Here is an 18,673-nt window from a genome sequence, read left to right on the forward strand (position 1 = left end):
ATTAAGGGAGGTGAAGAAACTTGTGCATCTCCTTAATTTCCTTCGAAGTTAACGTGCGATGTTCCCCGGGATGTAATCCGTTGAGGGGGAGGAAAATAATAGCTGTCCTTACAAGTCGTAATGTGGGATGGCCGACTGCGGCAGTCATTTTTTTCACCTGTCGATTGCGTCCTTCACGCAAGACGAGTTCTATCCACGATGTCGGAACGTTTTTTCTGAAACGGATTGGCACAGCTCGCGGGGGCATATGTGGCTCGTGAGTTAACATTTTTGCTTTTGCCGGCTTCGTGCGCTTTCCTTCAATCATAATTCCTTTTTGTAATCGTTCGATATCATTTTCGTCCGGAAAACCTTCCACCTGAACAAGATACGTTCGGTCGTGTTCGAACTTTGGATCAGTGATGCGATGTTTGATATCATTATCATTCGTTAAGAGAAGAAGGCCTTCGCTGTCTGCATCTAATCTACCGGCGGCATACGTATTTTTTGGAAATGGACCAAAGTCGGCTAATGATAAATATCCGGCCTCCCGGGTGAATTGAGACAGAACGCCGTAGGGTTTGTAAAAGAGGACGTAAGACTTCGTATGTGATTCCACGGATGTCTCAGATGAGATACATACAAGAAATATTAATGTATTTTATTCTTGATGGAAATAAAAATCCCCCGACATCTGCCGAGGGATTATAAATATTTTTAATTGATTCGCTTACTTGGTACCGATTATTTCCTCATCGTGTTTTTCTTGCTGATCGCCTTCAATTTCTTTGGCGGTATACACAAACACAAGCTCTTCTTTTTCTTTATCAAAATTTGCGTGTATAGTACTTCCCTGCGCGTACGTTCCTTTCAGAATTTCTTCAGCGCACGGATCTTCGATGTATTTCATGATTGCTCGGCGGAGCGGCCGCGCACCAAATGCTGGATCGTATCCTTTTTCCACGAGAAAATCTTTTGCTTCTTGGCTCAGCTCAATTGTGATTCCCAGGGATGTCATGCGGCCAAAGAGCTCTTTCGTGGCAATCTCGATAATCTTATAAATATGAGAACGTTCGAGCTGATGAAAAATAATCGTATCGTCTACGCGATTGAGAAACTCAGGATTAAAGACTCGCTTGAGCGCATCTTCGATACTAGATTTCATCGTCTTGTATTTGTCCTGGTGTGAATCTGTCCCAAATCCTAATCCGCCTGTAACCTTGATATCGCGTGAACCTAGATTTGACGTCATAATTAAAATCGTATTTTTAAAATCAATACGGCGACCGATACTGTCGGTTAGTACTCCATCATCCAATACCTGAAGTAAAATGTTGAAAACGTCCGGATGCGCTTTTTCAATTTCATCTAACAAAACGACCGAATATGGTTTTCGACGTACTTTTTCAGTCAACTGTCCGCCTTCTTCATATCCGACATAGCCCGGAGGTGCACCAACAAGGCGCGAGACCGCGAATTTTTCCATATACTCGCTCATATCGATGCGAATCAGCGCTTCATCAGAATCGAATAAATAACGGGCAAGCGCTTTTGCCATCTCGGTCTTACCGACGCCTGTAGGACCGAGGAAGATGAAGGAACCGATTGGACGCTTCGGATCTTTCAAACCGGCTCGAGTGCGTCGAATTGCTTTCGTCAGCTTGGAAATGGCTTCTTCTTGTCCGACGACCATCTCGGCAAGTGCTGATTCCATTTTGAGTAATTTCTCGGATTCGCTCTGCGCAACTTTTTGTACTGGAATATTTGTCATCATCGAGACAACCGCGGCGCAATCTTCATCATCGACATCGTAAATCGTACCCTGTGCTTTCAAATCCCATTCACGTTTTGCAATTTCCAAATCGCTGAGAAGTTTCTTCTCGAGATCGCGCAGGCGTGCTGCTTCCTCGAAATTTTGATTTTTTACAACTTGGTTTTTTGATTGCCGAATTTTTTCAATCTCTTCTTCAAGCTGGAGAATTTCTTTCGGCACTTTTATATTGGCGAGGTGCACACGGGCACCGGCTTCATCCATCACATCGATGGCTTTATCCGGCAGGTACCGATCGGTGATGTACCTATCACTCAACCGCACTGCTGCTTGGAGAGCCGGTTCAGAATAAAGAACTCCGTGGTGCTCTTCGTACTTATGTTTTATATTCTGGAGGATCTGTATAGTCTCATCAACCGTGGTTGGATTCACCATAATTTTTTGGAACCGACGGTCAAGTGCTCCATCTTTTTCTATATATTGCCGGTATTCATCAAGGGTGGTAGCTCCGATGCATTGGAGATCGCCGCGCGCCAGTGCTGGTTTGAACATATTAGATGCATCTAACGAGCCGCTTGCACCGCCTGCACCGACAATCGTATGCAATTCGTCGATGAAAAGGATGACATCTTTCGATTTCTCCAGTTCATTCATCACTGCTTTCATTCGTTCTTCAAATTGGCCGCGATATTTCGTGCCAGCTACTAATGCAGCAAGGTCGAGTGTGACGACGCGTTTATCATGTAAAACGCGAGAGACTTTCTTTTGAACTATCCGAAGTGCCAAACCCTCTGCAATGGCGGACTTTCCAACTCCCGGTTCACCTATGAGTACCGGATTGTTTTTCTTCCGGCGGCTCAAAACCTGAGCGACGCGTTCGATTTCCTTTTCGCGTCCGACAATAGGGTCAAGTTTATCTTCAATTGCTAATTTTGTGAGATCACGGCCGAAGTTATCCAATACAGGAGTTTTCGATCGATCTTGCTTTTTTTCCGTTGAAACATGTTGTTGTCCGGGAGGAGTGGATGGCTTACCGGAAATAATATTATCCAATTCATTTCGTACTACATCATAATGCACATTAAATTGATGCATAATCTGTGCGGCTATATTGTCGTCATCGCGGAGAAGCGAGAGTAATAAATGTTCCGTGCCGATCACATCAGATTTGTAGAGTTTCGCTTCCAAATAGGTGATCTTAAGGACTTTTTCTGCTTGTTTTGTTAAAGGTATATTGCCAATGGTAAGCGTTCCACCTACGGCGCGAACGGTATCTTCAATTGTTTTCTTCAACTTGTATAAATCTACACCGAGATTGCGAAGAATCTTTACCGCTATCCCTTCACCTTCACGAATGACGCCCAAAAGCAAATGCTCTGTTCCGATATAATCGTGCCCAAGCCTGAGAGCTTCATCACGGCTTAGTCGTATGACATCTTGTACTCTATTTGAAAAATTTCCTTCCATATAATTTCCCTTAATAACGGAACCATCTATCTTATTAAAACGTCTGAATTCCTATGTCATGAACGGTTTTATAAGAAATAAAGTTTCCTAATCAATATAACCATTTTTACGGGGGCAGTCAAGAAATCGAATACCAACCCCTGCGCACGCGGCGTGTCACTCTTATTAGATGCTTTCTTTTGACTATCGTTCCAAAAAAGGTTAAATTTACAAATGCATACGATTCATTATTAGAAATTTGGAGAAATTGTGCCGTTAGTAAAGGCGACGGGAATCGATAAGAAGCATCAAGAACAGCTTATTGCAAGTGGTCCGTTGCCAATGCACATCGCCATTATTATGGATGGAAACGGGCGATGGGCGAAACGCCGAGGGTTGCCACGAATTGCCGGGCATAACGAAGGTGTCAATTCTGTTCGGGATATTATTGAGGCGTGTGCACAACTTGGAGTAAAATATCTTACTCTTTATACCTTCTCTACTGAGAACTGGAAGCGGCCTCAAGATGAAGTGTCCATGCTGATGCGCTTATTGGTGAGGGCATTGCGGGATGAACGAGATCGGATGCATCAGAATGAAGTACGCCTGAAAGTCATTGGGGACTTCCAAGCGCTTCCGCGTGATGTCGCCAAGGAATTATATGATGCGATGGAGATGATGAAGGAAAATTCCGGTTTAACGTTGGTGCTTGCACTCAGTTACAGCGGTAGGTGGGATATAACAAATGCTATCAAAAAAATGTATGTTGATATTCAAGCTGGAGTGTTAAAGGAAGAGAAGATTACAGAAGACATAATCGGGAACTATCTTGCAACAAAAAACATTCCGGATCCCGATTTGCTCATCCGGACAAGCGGCGAGTTGAGGCTCAGTAATTTTCTTCTTTGGCAATCAGCATATTCCGAGATCGTTATATCAAATGAATTTTGGCCTGCCTTTCGACGGAAGCATCTGTATGAAGCAATTGCAGACTTCCAAACGCGTGAGCGTCGGTTTGGTATGGTGAGTGAGCAAATACAGCAATCCTCAAAAAGTCGTTCTGCCCGGATGATAGAAAGGTTTAAGAAAAGTGTCACGAACTCATAAACTCATTTTCCTCTTCCTCATCGTAATGTTCCAAGCTGGAATTTTACTCGGACAGAAGCAACAGCCGCAACCAGAAGTTTATAAAATTCTCGGTATCAGCGTAGAGGGACAACGATCAGGAGAACCCTCCGCCATTATCGCCAATACTGGATTGAAAATCGGCGGTGAAATCACTATTCCAAGTGAGCAGACAAAATTGGCCATTCAACGATTGCACAACCTTCGAATATTTGATGATGTCCAGATTTTCATAGAGAATCAAGTGCAGGATGGGGTCTATCTCTTAATCAAAGTGAAAGAAAATCCAAGATTGGAACGCATTGAAGTCTCCGGTAATGACGAATTGGATGAAGATGAGATTCTTAAAAAAATTAGCCTTGTGAAAGGGCAAATTGTTACACCACAGGATCTCTCTTCAGTTGTACGTATATTAAAAAATCAATACGATACAGATGGATACCTGAATGCACGTATTACCCCGACGCTCATAACAGTGAACGACACGACCGGGCGCGTGGCGTTGAAAATTGTTATTCATGAGGGGCCAAAAGTGAAGGTGGATTATATCCATTTTCATGGTAATAAACGATATGATGACAGCGACCTTAAAGGTGAGATGAAGGAAACAAGCGAAAGAACGTGGTGGAAGTTTTGGGCGACAAATAAATTTGATAAGAAAAAATATCAAGAAGATAAGGATCTCGTCCTTGCGTTTTATCGAAAGAATGGATTTCGCGATGCCGAAATTCTTTCTGATTCACTGAGTTACGATCGTACAAATAAATACATGACGATTAACATCTATTTGTCAGAGGGGCAGCAGTTTTTCGTTAGAAAAATCTTTTGGGAAGGCAATACTGTTTATCCATCTGATGTGCTCAGTGCACGGCTCGGACTCAAACAAGGTGATGTATTTAATCAGGAAAAGTTTGATCAAAATTTGCACCGCAACGAAGAAGAATCGGATGTCACATCGCTCTATGCCGACAACGGTTATCTCTATTTTCAAGTGGAACCTGAAATAAAAGTAGTTGGCACGGACAGTCTTGATATCACACTGCAAATCCATGAACGTAATCAATTCCGCGTTGGACGTGTTTTTATTTCGGGGAACACAAAAACGTATGAAAAAGTGATACGCCGCGAATTATTAACGAAGCCGGGTGATTTCTTCAGCAGGCAGTTGATTATCAGAAGTCTGCGACAGCTGCAGCAATTAAATTATTTCAATCCAGAAAAATTAAAACCAGATGTCCGTCCGGTCGATGACAAAACAGTTGAGTTGGAGTATTCTGTTGAAGAAAAATCCAGCGATACCTTCAATATGTCGGTTGGATACAGCGGTGCGTTCGGTTTTAGCGGCGGTCTCGGCCTTACTTTTAATAATTTTTCTTTAAGTGAACCATTGCGCGGCGGCGCAGGTCAAGCAATGACATTCGATTATCAATTTGGCGTAAGCAATTATTATCGAACATTCTCGATAGGCTTTACAGAGCCATGGATGTTCGATACACCAACATTGTTTGGATTCAGTATCTTCGATACCTATCAATCGTATTATGCAGACCTGCATTATCGCGGCGCGTCCATCCGTATCGGACGGCGTTTCAAGTGGCCCGATATGTATTTCCGCGGTGACTGGACATTGCGCGTTCAGGAGAACACGTATCATTCCCTTGGCACTGCAACTGCCTATGATTATTATTATGAAGGAACAACGACACAGATTGGTATTTCACAAGTTATTTCCCGTAATAGCACTGACAGTCCTATTTTTCCTTCTCGCGGTTCCAGCTTTTCATTATTGACCGATATAAACGGCGGTCCAAGTTTCGGCGGTGGAGTTCAAGCAGCACGGTATCACAAGCATGTCTTTAGTGCCGATTGGTATGTGCCTTTAACAAGTTCCGGCCGAGTGACATTGATGAGCTCTAATTTAGTTGGACTCATTTTTGGCCTTGATAAAAACTCCTACATTCCATATCAAGATTTGTTTTATATGGGTGGAACGGGACTTGGACAGATTGCTGTAACCCCGTTACGTGGATATGATGATCGCACTGTCGGTCCAGATAATGGCAATATCGGCGGTAAAGCAATGGTAAAGTACACAACAGAATTACGTTTTGCACTGGCATTAAATCCAATTCCGATCTACACACTCTTCTTTGCCGAGGCAGGAAATGTGTGGCTCGATCATACCGTTATGGACATGCATGATCTTCGCCGTTCAGCTGGATTTGGTGTTCGTTTATTGGTGAATCCCATCGGTATGATTGGATTCGATTATGGGTATGGATATGATGGAGCAACACCGAATGCTGCTGCTCCCGGATGGAAGTTTCATTTCCAATTCGGAAAATCTATGTAGAATTATTAGCGTAGTTGAACATTTAATCACTTAAATAAACGAGGGTACCTTGAAAAAAATCATTTGTATTGCCGCACTGGTTGTTTTGGTTGCATCCATTGGCACAGCACAAACAGTGAAGATTGCTTATGTCAATTCTGAAACTATTCTTCGTGAACTTCCTGAAGCCCAACAAGTGAAGAAGGAGCTTGAAGCCACTATCAAAGGATGGCAGGACGAGCTGGAACGCATGGGTAAAGAGCTTCAGGATGGTTTAGAAGATTACCAGAAAAAACAAGCTTTGCTTGATCCGAAAATAAAAGCTGACAAGGAAAAAAGTTTACAGGATCTCCAACAGAAGGCACGTGAATATCAATACCAGAAGTTTGATCAACGTGAAGGTGAAGCAGTAAAACTGCGCGAAAAGAAGTTTGCACCTATTCAAGAGAGGGTCATGAAAACCATCGAAAAAGTAGCAAAGGAAGATGGATTCAATTATGTATTTGACAAGCTGGAAGCAGCGACTAATCTCCTGTACGCAGATTCAAAGTTCGACCTGACGTATAAAGTGATCGATCAATTGAAGAGAGGTTTCGCATCTCCAGTACCGACGAAGTCAAAATAAGTTAAATAAGTTGTGGTATCTCCCAATGAATGATTGATGGAGAAAAATGATATGAAGAAAATTTCGGCTTTGGTAGGATTCCTCTTGCTCTTGTGCATGGTACAGGCAAGCGCACAGATGAAGATTGCTTACTTTAATTCAGAAGCAGTTATGAAACAGCTTCCGGATGCGCAGGACGCTCAAAAGCAGCTCGATCAATTCGTTGCCGATTGGCAGCAAGAATTGAACAAAATGCAGGATGAGTGGAAGAAAAAGTTTGATGATTATGATAAACGGAAACTCATTATGACTGAACAACGGCGTGCAGATGCTGAACGTGAATTGCGGGATATGGACCAAAAAATAGTCGATTTCCGCACACAAAAATTCGGACAGAGCGGCGAGTTGTTCAACAAACAGAATGAACTAATGAAGCCTGTGCAGGATCGTGTGTTTAAAGCAGTACAGGATATAGCGCGCGAAGACGGGTACGATTACGTGTTTGATAAAAGCGGCGATATCTTGTTAATGTATGCAAATGAAAAGTACGACCTGACACAAAAAGTCTTTGCCAAACTCAAGGTAACGACAACAGCTCCATCAACCACAAAATAACACAACCGACTTATGACCATTCGTGAGATAGCGGAGTGGCTTGGCGGGGAAATCGTGGGCGGCAATGTTGAGGGAAAACCGGAGATTGAATGTGTTACAAAAATTGAAGAGGCAACACCCGGCAGTCTCACGTTCTTGGCTAACCCGAAATACGAAAAATATCTCGGCACAACCAATGCCACGGCAGTACTGGTATCCCGAAAGCTCGACCTAAAGAAAATTGAAAGTCGAGCTTCACTTATATTTATTCGTGTCGACGATCCATATGTCGCGTTTCTCCATGTATTGAAACGCTTAACACCAACAATGGATCCATTCGCCTCCGGTATCCATTCGACAGCTGTTATCTCATCTACTGCAACACTAGGGAAAAATGTATCGGTAGGTGCGTATGCTGTGATTGGTGAACATGCAGTTATTGGCAGCAACTCAAAGATTGGCGAGGGTTGCATCATTGGAATACATGCGCAGATTGGAGCAGATTGTATGCTCTATCCCAATGTCGTTGTCTATCATCAATGCGTACTTGGGAATAGAGTCGTTCTTCATTCTGGTGCAGTAATCGGGTCGGATGGATTTGGGTTTGCACCGAAACCGGATGGAACGTACGAAAAGATTCCCCAGCTTGGCATTGTTGTCATTGAGGACGATGTAGAGATCGGCGCGAACACAACCATAGATCGTGCGGTGATGGGTGATACACACATCCACCGCGGCGTGAAGATAGACAACCTTGTTCAAATTGCGCACAATGTTGTTGTTGGGGAGAATACGGTCATAGCCGCGCAGACGGGAATCAGCGGTAGTACGAAGATAGGTAAAAATTGTATGCTTGCCGGTCAGGTAGCCCTTGTCGGTCATATCGAAATCGCTGACCGAACAATTATCATGGGGAAGTCTGGAGTCGCTAACAATATTCTAGAACCAGGCAAATCGTTTTTCGGATATCCTGCTGATGAAGCAAGGAAAGCACAACGTGCATACATTGCAATGAAGATGCTGCCGGATATGCTGCACGAGTTCACGGCACTGAAGAAAAAAGTTGCCGATCTCGAACAAAAACTTTTAGGAAAATAAGTAAAGGAGAAGTTGAAAGCATGCTCGTTCAGCAAATGACTATCAAGAAACCCGTCTCTCTGTCCGGTGTAGGACTTCACACCGGCGTGACAACGACGATGACCTTTAAACCAGCTCCTGAAAATTATGGCATCCGATTTCGCCGTGTTGACCTCCCGGATTCACCGGAAATTCCAGCTGATGTTGATCACGTAGTTGATCTCCAGCGCGGTACAACTCTCGGAATTGGTGATACGCGTGTGCATACCGTCGAGCATGTGCTTGCCGCTGTAGCCGGATTGCAGGTTGATAATATCGTTATTGAGCTCAACAACATCGAACCTCCTATTGGTGACGGCAGTTCAAAACCATTTGTCGATATGCTGCTTGAAGCAGGGTTAGAAGATCAGGAAGCACCGAAAGATTATCTCATCATAGATCAAGTTATCCATTATCAGGATCCAGCCCGCGGCGTCGAAATTGTTGCGTTGCCGACAGATGATTTCCGTGTCACGGTCATGGTTGACTACAACAATCCAGCATTGGGAAGCCAGCACACAGGTTTATTCAATCTTGAAAAAGAATTTGTCACCGAATTTTCTTCGGCACGAACGTTCTGTTTCCTTCATGAAGTTGAAATGCTGTTTGATCAAGGACTCATTAAAGGAGGAAATCTCGATAACGCTATCGTCATTGTTGATCGCGATCTGTCGGATGATGAACTACGGAAACTTGTGCATAAACTTGGCCTTGATCACTCGGTGATTCTCGGTTCCTCCGGTGTATTGAACGATAAAAAACTTCATTACCGCAATGAACCAGCACGACACAAACTACTTGATATGATTGGTGATCTTGCGCTTATTGGCGCGCCCGTTAAAGCACAGATACTCGCGGCGCGTCCCGGCCACGCTGCTAATATTGAATTTGCGCGCAAAGTTCGAAAGCTGTACCAGCAAAATAAACTCGTTCGTAAGTATCAGCATGAGAAAAAGGAAGGCGTTATTTTTGATGTCAATGCCATTCAACGAATATTGCCGCATCGGTATCCGTTCCTTCTCGTTGATAAAATTATTGATTTTCAGATGGATGAACATGCCGTCGGTGTGAAAAATGTAACGATGGACGAGAATTTTTTCCAGGGTCACTTTCCCGGCAAACCAATTATGCCCGGTGTATTGATTGTGGAAGCTCTTGCACAGGCAGGTGGTGTTCTCATGCTCAATGGAACTGAAAATCCTGGGAATAAATTGGTTTTTTTCATGGCGATTAATAATGTAAAATTCCGTAAGCCGGTTGTTCCGGGCGATCAGCTCATTCTTGATGTTCGGATGGTGAGCCGCCGTTCTAAAGTAATTCAGATTCGTGGTGAAGCTCTCGTCGATGGAAATGTGGTAGCAGAAGGTGATTTTACCGCCGCGCTTGTTGACCGTGACGAAGCGAAAACGAAATAATCTCAAAATAAATGAGAAAAGAGATTTATGAGTGTTCATATTCATTCTTTGGCATTAGTTGGAAAAAAAGCACAGCTTGGTGAGAATGTTACAATCGGTCCTTCGGCAATTCTTGGCGACGATGTCGTTGTTGGTGACGAATCGACGATTGCACCTTATGCAATCATTCAGGATGGAGCGCGTCTTGGCAAGGGATGCAAAATCGCTTCTTTCGCAGTCATTGGTGGACCGCCGCAAGATTTAAAATATAGAGGCGAGCCGACACTATTAGAACTTGGCGATACATGCGATGTTCGAGAATATGTAACATTAAACCGGGGAACAATTGAAACAGGAAAGACTGTTATAGGCAGCAATTGTTTGATTATGGCAAATGCTCACGTGGGCCACGACTGTGTTGTTGGCAATAATTGTATTTTAGCGAACAGTGTTGCATTGGCGGGTCATGTCACACTTGATAACTGGGTGATTATTGGAGGGCTGACACCAGTACATCAATTCGTTCGTATAGGAGACAATACGATGGTTGGCGGCGGGTACCGGGTTACAAAAGATATTCCACCTTACATTCGGTCTGGCCGAGAGCCGATGGTCTTTGAAGGATTAAATTCTGTAGGATTGCGCCGTCGCGGTTTTCATCGGGAGGCAATTGAATTCATAGACAAAGCGTATACTCTCATCTATCTCTCCAACTTGAATGTTTCGCAAGCAGTTGTAAGAATCAAGGAAGAATTGGAGCAGATACCCGAGATTCAAAACATTTTAAATTTCATAGCAAGCAGTAAGCGCGGTATCATTCCGGGTCCTAGTCATCACTAGGAAGAATATGAATTGGCGATTTGAAAACACCGGTGTTCGTTCTGGTGTTTTTAATATGGAATATGACGAAGCCCTTGCTCGAGCGCTCGTCGAAGGTACAGGTAATCCCACTATTCGTGTGTACGGCTGGCAGCCGTTTGCCATCTCGCTCGGTTGGAATCAATCGATAGATGAAATTGATGTCAATAAAACATCGGCAGCAGGCATCGATGTCGTTCGTCGCCCCACTGGTGGTCGCGCAATATTGCATGCAAACGAATTGACCTACAGTGTCGTTATGCGAGTGCATAATAAAAACGTTCTTACTGTCTATGAGGATATTAGCCGCGCGCTTGTTGCCGGATTGCAAGAGCTTGGTGCGCCTGTCGCTATAGAGAAAAGTCAGCCGCATTTTCCATCGCTCTATCGTTCTGCTTCCGCAGTGGCGTGCTTTTCGAGTACCGGACGTTATGAAATTAAATGTAACGGTAAAAAACTTGTCGGCAGTGCTCAACGCCGCTATGCTGCAGGTGATGGCGAAGAAGTGGTACTACAGCACGGTTCGATCCTGATAGGATCCGAACACAAACAAATGGTAGAATTTCTCAATCTTCCATCTGAAGAACAGCGTGTTGCTTTGTTGCAGGAGCTTGATGAAAAAACAACGGAGCTGTCAACGGTTTTAAATCGCAACGTACATTATGATGAAACAGCAGATGCAATTCTGCATGGATTTCGGAAGGCATGGTTCATATCTCCGGAAATTGTTAGTACGATTGATAAAGAACAAAAGGTGACCATATGAAAAATTCATCCACGACATCAGGTCCTAAGAAAATTACAACAAAAGTCATCGCGGCGATGAAAAAAGACGGATCGCGGATCGCGTGTCTGACGGCCTACGATTATCTTACAGCCCGTCTGCTCGATCAATCGGGCATAGATTTGATTCTTGTCGGCGATTCACTTGGTATGGTTTTTCAAGGGCAGGAAACAACATTGCCGGTGACACTTGACGAAATGATTTATCATGCGAAGACAGTTGTTCGCGGCGTCGATCGGGCGATGGTCATTATTGATATGCCATTCATGTCCTATCAGGCAAATGATGAAGAAGGATTTCGCAATGCGGGTCGTATCATGAAAGAAACCGGCGCCGGCGGTGTGAAACTTGAAGGCGGCGAACGTACCGCTCATTTAGTGCATATGATGATGCGTGCTGGAATTCCGGTGATGGGGCATCTTGGATTGACACCACAGTCGATTCATCAGTTCGGCGGCTTTACTCCGCGCGGTGCGACTCCATCGGAGGCGAAACAGCTGCTCAAAGATGCGAAAATTTTGGAAGACGCCGGTGCATTTGGCGTGGTACTCGAAAAAATTCCATCAGAGCTTGCGGCGAAAGTGACGAAATCCATTAAGATTCCGACAATCGGTATTGGTGCTGGTTTGCATTGCGATGGGCAGATTCTTGTGGTGTCTGATATGCTGGGATTGTATGAAGATTTCCATCCGCGTTTCGTACGCTACTACGCACATCTTGCTGATACAATTCGCCAAAGTGTTGGCGGATATGTAAAAGATGTGAAAGAGGAAAAATTTCCGACTCAAAAAGAAAGCTATTAGACTAAGGAAGATGAAACCAAAACGTAAACTCAGTATTCTTGTTTCCAACGATGACGGCATTGATGCTCCGGGTATTTATGCACTGGTACAAGAAATGAAAAAGATCGGTACCGTAACGGTTGTGGCACCGGACAAACAACAAAGTGCCGTCGGTCATGCTATCACGATGAATTATCCCTTGCGTGTCAAAGAATTCAAGAAGGACGGAAAGTTCTTTGGGTATGCTGTGCAAGGTACTCCCGCGGATTGTGTCAAGCTTGCCGTCCGCGCAATTCTTAAACATGAACCAGATTTGGTCGTCTCCGGTGTAAATCATGGTTCCAACACTGCGATAAGTATTATTTATTCCGGTACGGTTTCGGCTGCGACTGAAGGAACAATTCTCGGTATTCCGTCTATCGCGGTTTCGTTGACCACGTACGCACCGGCAGATTTTCGGTATGCGGCGAAATTTGCCCGAAAACTTGCTTTGCTCATCGGCAAACGCGGGCTTCCGCCAAGCACGTTGCTTAATGTCAACGTTCCTCCCTTGAAGGCGAAAGAAATCAAAGGCGTGCTTATTACTCGGCAAGGCAAAGCAGTGTGGAATGATACGTTCGATCATCGGCGAGATCCGAATAATCGCGAATACTACTGGCTTACCGGCGGATTAGAAGAAGTAGATAAGGATTTAGAATTTGATGAAGCGGCAGTACGCAGCAATTATATTTCTGTCACTCCTATTCAATATGATCTCACAGATTATAAAATGTTTGAAACGATGAAGAAGTGGGGAATAGGAAAGATTAAATAAGAAGTAAAAAGTGTATTGAGCAGAACGCTCATAAATGATTGCACACTTCTGAAAGCATATCGCAATTTTTAAATTATCACTGTTTTATTTTGCATTGTTCTTATGTCAACTCCATTAATGAAACAATACCAGCAGGTGAAGGCGAAGTATCCGGATACGATACTTCTCTTCAGAATGGGCGACTTCTTTGAGACGTTCGATGAAGATGCAAAGATAACATCCAAAGTTCTGGGTATTGTGTTGACCAAACGTGGTAATGGCGCTTCCGGTGAAACACCGCTGGCTGGATTTCCGCATCACGCTCTCGATGCGTATCTTCCCAAACTTCTACGTGCTGGTTATCGCGTGGCTATCTGCGAGCAGATGGAAGATCCAAAATTTGCCAAAGGCATCGTCAAACGTGATGTGGTTGAAGTGATGTCGCCAGGTGTAGCGTTCTCGGATAAAGTGTTAGAAGAGAAACAAAATAACTATCTCGCTGCAATTGCACTGCCATCCCCGCTCGCAACAAGTGAAGATCGGATTGGATTCGCTTTCATTGATGTTTCCACAGGAGAATTCGGGCTGAGTGAATTTCCGCTGAAACAACTTTTTGAACAGGCGAACAATTTACAACCGCAAGAATTACTGGTGCAGAAGCGTGATCTGGAGACGATTAAAACATTGCTCGGCGAACGTTTTCGTGTACTCTATACAAAAGTGGACGATTGGGTTTACAACGCAGATTATGCTTACGAGCTTCTCGTCAATCATTTCAAAACTCAATCACTGAAAGGTTTCGGCATCGAAGAAATGCGTATCGGCACAATTGCAGCTGGTGCAGTGATGAATTATTTACAGGAAACACAGAAGACAAACATTCTGCACATAAAAAAAATTGTGCCGCATGATGTAAGTGAGTATATGCTGTTGGACATTTCAACGAAACGCAATCTTGAAATTACCACCAACATCTCTGGGCAACCCGAAGGCACTCTGTATGCCATCATTGATCGTACATGTACGCCCATGGGCGGGAGAATGCTGAAGCAGTGGATCAATCGTCCGTTAAAACGATTAGAGCCGATACAAGCGCGGCTTACTGCGGTGCAGGAAATGGTAACGAATGAATCAACACGGAGCAGAATTCGGGAAGAATTAGATCATATCGGCGATTTGGAAAGACTGATTGCAAAAATTGCCACTGGCAGAGCGAATCCGCGGGAAGTGAATCAGTTAAAGGCAATGCTGGAACTGATCCCAAATCTTAAATCCCAAATCTCAAATCTGAAAAACCAGACACTCGTGGTGCTGAATAATAACCTTGATTCGCTCGCTGATCTTGTTTCCGCCATTGATAAAGCAATTGCAGATGATCCGCCGATTGCATTGGTAGACGGCGGCGTGATTCAGAATGGTTATAACGCGGAGTTGGATGAAATTCGAGCATTGGCGTATGGGGCGAAAGATTGGGTGGCAAAGCATCAGCAATCGGAGCGCGAACGCACAGGTATTTCATCGCTCAAGATTAGTTTCAATAATGTGTTTGGTTATTTTATTGAGGTGACGAATACACACAGGGATAAGGTGCCCGATAATTACATTCGTAAGCAGACGCTGACAAATGCTGAACGCTTTGTAACTCCGGAATTGAAGGAATATGAAGAAAAGATTCTTCATGCAGAAGAAAAAATTCTTGCACTCGAAACGCGTCTCTTCAATGAACTGCGTAAAATGATTACTGAACATGCAGAGACAATTCAAACAAACGCGTATGCAATCGCAACGTTGGATTGTTTTGTGTCGCTTGCCGATGTAGCGGTAGAGAATAAATATACCTGCCCCATTGTGGATGATTCGCTCTGTATAACGATTCAAGAAGGGCGGCATCCGGTAATCGAAAAACTATTACCGCCAGGTGAGCACTATACGCCAAATAATACTCTGCTCGATACGGCATCGGATCAGATACTCATTATCACCGGCCCCAATATGAGCGGCAAGTCGAGTTATTTGCGGCAGGTTGGGTTGAATGTTTTGCTTGCGCAAATTGGAAGTTTTGTCCCCGCTGCATCAGCCCGCATAGGGATTGTGGATAGAATTTATACGCGTGTCGGTGCGAGCGACAACATTGCATCAGGTGAAAGTACTTTTTTGGTGGAAATGCACGAAGCAGCGAATATTGTCAACACGGCGACGGAGCGCAGTCTCATTCTTCTTGATGAAATTGGGCGCGGGACGAGCACGTTCGATGGTATCAGTATCGCATGGGCGCTGACGGAGTATTTGCATGAACGAATTGGCGCCAAGACACTTTTTGCAACGCATTATCACGAATTAAACGAACTCGCCGATCTTTTTACACGCATCAAGAACTACAAAGTAGATGTGCGCGAGTATGGTGATAAAGTAATATTTCTTCATAAAGTGATGCCGGGATTTGCCGATCACTCGTATGGAATTCAAGTAGCGCAAATGGCAGGTTTACCGGAAGAAGTAACAGAACGTGCGAAGCAAGTATTGAAAAATTTGGAAAGCTCGGAATTGGTGGTGAGAACAAGAGAGAAAAAAGAAATGAAATATGCGAAGAGCAATGGAGAAGTGCAATTAGCAATGTTTGAAGTGAAAGACGACAAGTTGCGCGAGGAACTCGTCAATCTCGATATTGAACACATGACTCCGCTGGAAGCACTTCAGATATTAGCGATATTGAAGAGTAAAATAGAAACGAAGGACTAAGAAATGACACAAAATGAGATTCAAATGTTGTACGACTATGATAAGTGGGCGGATTTGAAACTGCTCGAAGTGATTGCGATGCTAGCCAAAGATCAGTACAAGAAAGATCTCGCATCCAGTTTCGGCGGAATACATGGAACCCTTGTACATATCCTTTCTGCTGATAAAGTATGGTTCGCCCGTTGGACTGGGAAGATACCTGTGCTGTTGAAAGCAGAAGATTTCCCGACAGTCGAAGTTGTAAAAAAACAGTGGGATGCTTACCATTGCGAGATGAGTAACTTTGTGCGGAGTCTCACCGAGGAGAAATTAAACGATCAGATGCCTTACACTGATTTTAAAGGCAATTCATATACTCACCCGCTTTTCCAGCAAATGCAGCATAAAGTGAATCATTCTTCCTATCATAGGGGACAAGTGGTGACGATGCTGAGGCAGATGGGAGAAAAAGTTGTTAGCACAGATATGATTAATTACATTAGACAAAAGGAAACTCGTGGCTGAAAAACTTTTAAAGATATTACAGAAGCATAAACTTGGACATATCCCTGAACTGCACGTTGACCCGGAAATCCTTACTCAACGTTTTTCACCTAACAGTTCGATGTGTCACTGCAATGGCACTTGTTGTACGGAAGGAGTGCTCCTTGATGTGAAAGAGAAAGAATTGATTCTTGCACACGCCGACATGATTAAAAAGTACCTCGAACCAGAACAGGAAAAAGATGCCGCAAAATGGTTCGATAATAACATCGAACATGATTCTGATTTTCCTTCCGGCAAGTGCGATGGGACGGCAGTGCAAGGGAACAGCTGCGTTTTTCTATGCAGCAAAGGTCTCTGTGCCTTACAAAAGACTGCGATGGCGGAAGGGATGGATAAATTTGCATTGAAACCATTTTACTGCATCGCTTTTCCAATCACGATAGATGAACACGTGCTGACAACGTATGAACCGGAATTTACGAATCGGCGGCAGTGCTGCAGTATAGTTGCTGATGGTCCGATGACGGTACTTGATGTATGTCGTGAAGAATTTGAATATATTCTTGGAACTGAGGGATTAAAGGAGATTGAGGAATTGTTTCATGAGGAGCCCTCGCTCTCGCTTGCGAGTACACTATGAATCAACGAAGATTATATCGAACTATCGAAAGTTTCGCTCCTGAACAATTCAAAACAGAAAAAGATTTGCTCAAACACGTTCTCAATGAAATCGTCAAGAGCGAAGACATTCTTCTCAAGGGGGGGCGACTTTGGCAGTACGAACCATCCACCGAATCGTACCGTCTTTTTCACCAGATCGGGCAAATTGAACGGCTCGACCCGGGTTATCGCATTCAAGTTTCACGGTACCCGATGTTCCAGCACCTGACGGAACAGCGTTCCATCATTGCAAATGAAACCGACGGGTATCTTCGGAAAAAAGGAATTGTAAAATATTCTGCGACAGGTGTCGGCGATAAAATGCCCTATCGTAACGGAACGGTCTATCAATATATTTTAGCATTTAATTCGGATTTTTTCGATCAAGATCTTCTTCCTAACCTCAACGTTATCAGCCTTGCAGTCACATCTGTTCTCCGCAGCAAGCGTATCGAACAAAAAGCTCGACTGCTGGAGCAGGATATCGACAAAGCACGGGAAATTCAATTAGGCATTTTACCAGATCCATTTCTTCATTTTTACTTCTATGATATTTATGGAATTTCTGTGCCGGACAGGATCGTCGGTGGAGATTTCTTTGATTATCTCTTTGCAGACGAGGTAAAAGATCGTTTGATGATTGTCGTGGGCGATGCGGCGAGCAAAGGATTCCGTGCTGCGGCGCAGGCGTTGTATGTTGTCGGCGCCTTGCGGATGGGAATTGCGCATCAAACGAAAACTGCCGCATTGATGTCAGGGATCAATAAAATTGTGAATCGTTCATTTGCTGAAGAACAATTTGTTTCGATGTTCTATGCCGAGCTGACAGACGGCGCGAAGGGATTGCTCCTGTATGCGAACGCCGGACACAATAGTCCGATGGTGTATCACGCACAAGATAAAAGCATTGAGTTGTTAGAACCGACGGGACTCATTCTTGGTCCTTTCCCCCGCGGCAATTATCGCGTGGAAAGCACCATGCTGAAAAAAGGAGATGTCGCCGTGATTTACACCGACGGTATTACTGAAGCACAACGGAGTGATGGTATGCCGTATGGAGAAAAGCACTTAGCGGAAAATATACAGAAGCTTGCGGCTAAGGGAGCGAAGGAGATATGTAAATCATTAATTGAGGATGTTGAACTCTTTGCAGAAGGTGCAGAATATTCAGACGACCGAACTATTGTCGTCATTAAACGAGTCAATTGAA

The 18,673-nt window shown here is 44.0% G+C and carries 16 protein-coding genes; 14 read left to right on the top strand and 2 right to left on the bottom strand.

Features of this window, described 5'->3' with window-relative positions:
* Window position 1: 1 nt before the first annotated feature.
* Entirely contained in the window at window positions 2-598 is a 597-nt protein-coding gene (locus tag NTX44_09485) for a pseudouridine synthase (GenBank protein ID MCX6121837.1), read from the bottom strand.
* A gap of 111 nt (window positions 599-709) precedes the next feature.
* Window positions 710-3,217: an ATP-dependent Clp protease ATP-binding subunit gene (locus tag NTX44_09490; protein ID MCX6121838.1), complete on the bottom strand. Its 2,508-nt coding sequence runs from the start codon at window positions 3,215-3,217 to the stop codon at window positions 710-712.
* Window positions 3,218-3,466: 249 nt separating this feature from the next.
* Between NTX44_09490 and NTX44_09495 the strand changes: the two genes are divergently transcribed.
* The 14 genes from NTX44_09495 (at window position 3,467) to NTX44_09560 (ending at window position 18,672) form a co-directional block, all read left to right on the top strand.
* The gene (locus tag NTX44_09495; protein ID MCX6121839.1) at window positions 3,467-4,303 is read left to right on the top strand and encodes an isoprenyl transferase; all 837 of its coding nucleotides are present in this window, start codon (window positions 3,467-3,469) and stop codon (window positions 4,301-4,303) included.
* On the top strand, window positions 4,287-6,674 hold the full coding sequence (gene bamA / locus NTX44_09500; protein ID MCX6121840.1) for an outer membrane protein assembly factor BamA: 2,388 nt from the start codon (window positions 4,287-4,289) through the stop codon (window positions 6,672-6,674). The genes NTX44_09495 and bamA overlap by 17 nt, the downstream gene beginning before the upstream one ends.
* Before the next feature lie 49 nt (window positions 6,675-6,723).
* The gene (locus NTX44_09505) at window positions 6,724-7,278 is read left to right on the top strand and encodes an OmpH family outer membrane protein (GenBank protein MCX6121841.1); all 555 of its coding nucleotides are present in this window, start codon (window positions 6,724-6,726) and stop codon (window positions 7,276-7,278) included.
* 51 nt (window positions 7,279-7,329) lie between these two features.
* Window positions 7,330-7,872, top strand: a complete 543-nt coding sequence (locus NTX44_09510; GenBank protein ID MCX6121842.1) for an OmpH family outer membrane protein — start codon at window positions 7,330-7,332, stop codon at window positions 7,870-7,872.
* 12 nt (window positions 7,873-7,884) lie between these two features.
* Entirely contained in the window at window positions 7,885-8,949 is a 1,065-nt protein-coding gene (gene lpxD / locus NTX44_09515; GenBank protein ID MCX6121843.1) for a UDP-3-O-(3-hydroxymyristoyl)glucosamine N-acyltransferase, read from the top strand.
* Window positions 8,950-8,969: 20 nt separating this feature from the next.
* The gene (locus NTX44_09520) at window positions 8,970-10,382 is read left to right on the top strand and encodes a bifunctional UDP-3-O-[3-hydroxymyristoyl] N-acetylglucosamine deacetylase/3-hydroxyacyl-ACP dehydratase (GenBank protein ID MCX6121844.1); all 1,413 of its coding nucleotides are present in this window, start codon (window positions 8,970-8,972) and stop codon (window positions 10,380-10,382) included.
* 27 nt (window positions 10,383-10,409) lie between these two features.
* The gene (gene lpxA / locus NTX44_09525; GenBank protein MCX6121845.1) at window positions 10,410-11,201 is read left to right on the top strand and encodes an acyl-ACP--UDP-N-acetylglucosamine O-acyltransferase; all 792 of its coding nucleotides are present in this window, start codon (window positions 10,410-10,412) and stop codon (window positions 11,199-11,201) included.
* Between the two features lie 7 nt (window positions 11,202-11,208).
* The gene (locus tag NTX44_09530) at window positions 11,209-11,985 is read left to right on the top strand and encodes a lipoate--protein ligase family protein (GenBank protein ID MCX6121846.1); all 777 of its coding nucleotides are present in this window, start codon (window positions 11,209-11,211) and stop codon (window positions 11,983-11,985) included.
* Entirely contained in the window at window positions 11,982-12,806 is an 825-nt protein-coding gene (gene panB, locus NTX44_09535; protein ID MCX6121847.1) for a 3-methyl-2-oxobutanoate hydroxymethyltransferase, read from the top strand. The genes NTX44_09530 and panB overlap by 4 nt, the downstream gene beginning before the upstream one ends.
* A gap of 10 nt (window positions 12,807-12,816) precedes the next feature.
* Window positions 12,817-13,599, top strand: a complete 783-nt coding sequence (surE, locus tag NTX44_09540) for a 5'/3'-nucleotidase SurE (protein ID MCX6121848.1) — start codon at window positions 12,817-12,819, stop codon at window positions 13,597-13,599.
* Window positions 13,600-13,701: 102 nt separating this feature from the next.
* Window positions 13,702-16,317: a DNA mismatch repair protein MutS gene (gene mutS, locus NTX44_09545; protein ID MCX6121849.1), complete on the top strand. Its 2,616-nt coding sequence runs from the start codon at window positions 13,702-13,704 to the stop codon at window positions 16,315-16,317.
* Window positions 16,318-16,320: 3 nt separating this feature from the next.
* Complete coding sequence (locus NTX44_09550) at window positions 16,321-16,821, top strand: DinB family protein (GenBank protein ID MCX6121850.1); 501 nt, start codon at window positions 16,321-16,323, stop codon at window positions 16,819-16,821.
* Window positions 16,814-17,443, top strand: coding sequence for a DUF3109 family protein (locus tag NTX44_09555; GenBank protein MCX6121851.1), 630 nt, complete (start codon window positions 16,814-16,816; stop codon window positions 17,441-17,443). The genes NTX44_09550 and NTX44_09555 overlap by 8 nt, the downstream gene beginning before the upstream one ends.
* Entirely contained in the window at window positions 17,440-18,672 is a 1,233-nt protein-coding gene (locus NTX44_09560; GenBank protein ID MCX6121852.1) for a PP2C family protein-serine/threonine phosphatase, read from the top strand. The genes NTX44_09555 and NTX44_09560 overlap by 4 nt, the downstream gene beginning before the upstream one ends.
* Window position 18,673 lies beyond the last annotated feature (1 nt).

This window comes from Ignavibacteriales bacterium, from assembly GCA_026390575.1.
In the GTDB taxonomy this organism is placed as follows: Bacteria; Bacteroidota; Ignavibacteria; order UBA10030; family UBA10030; genus Fen-1298.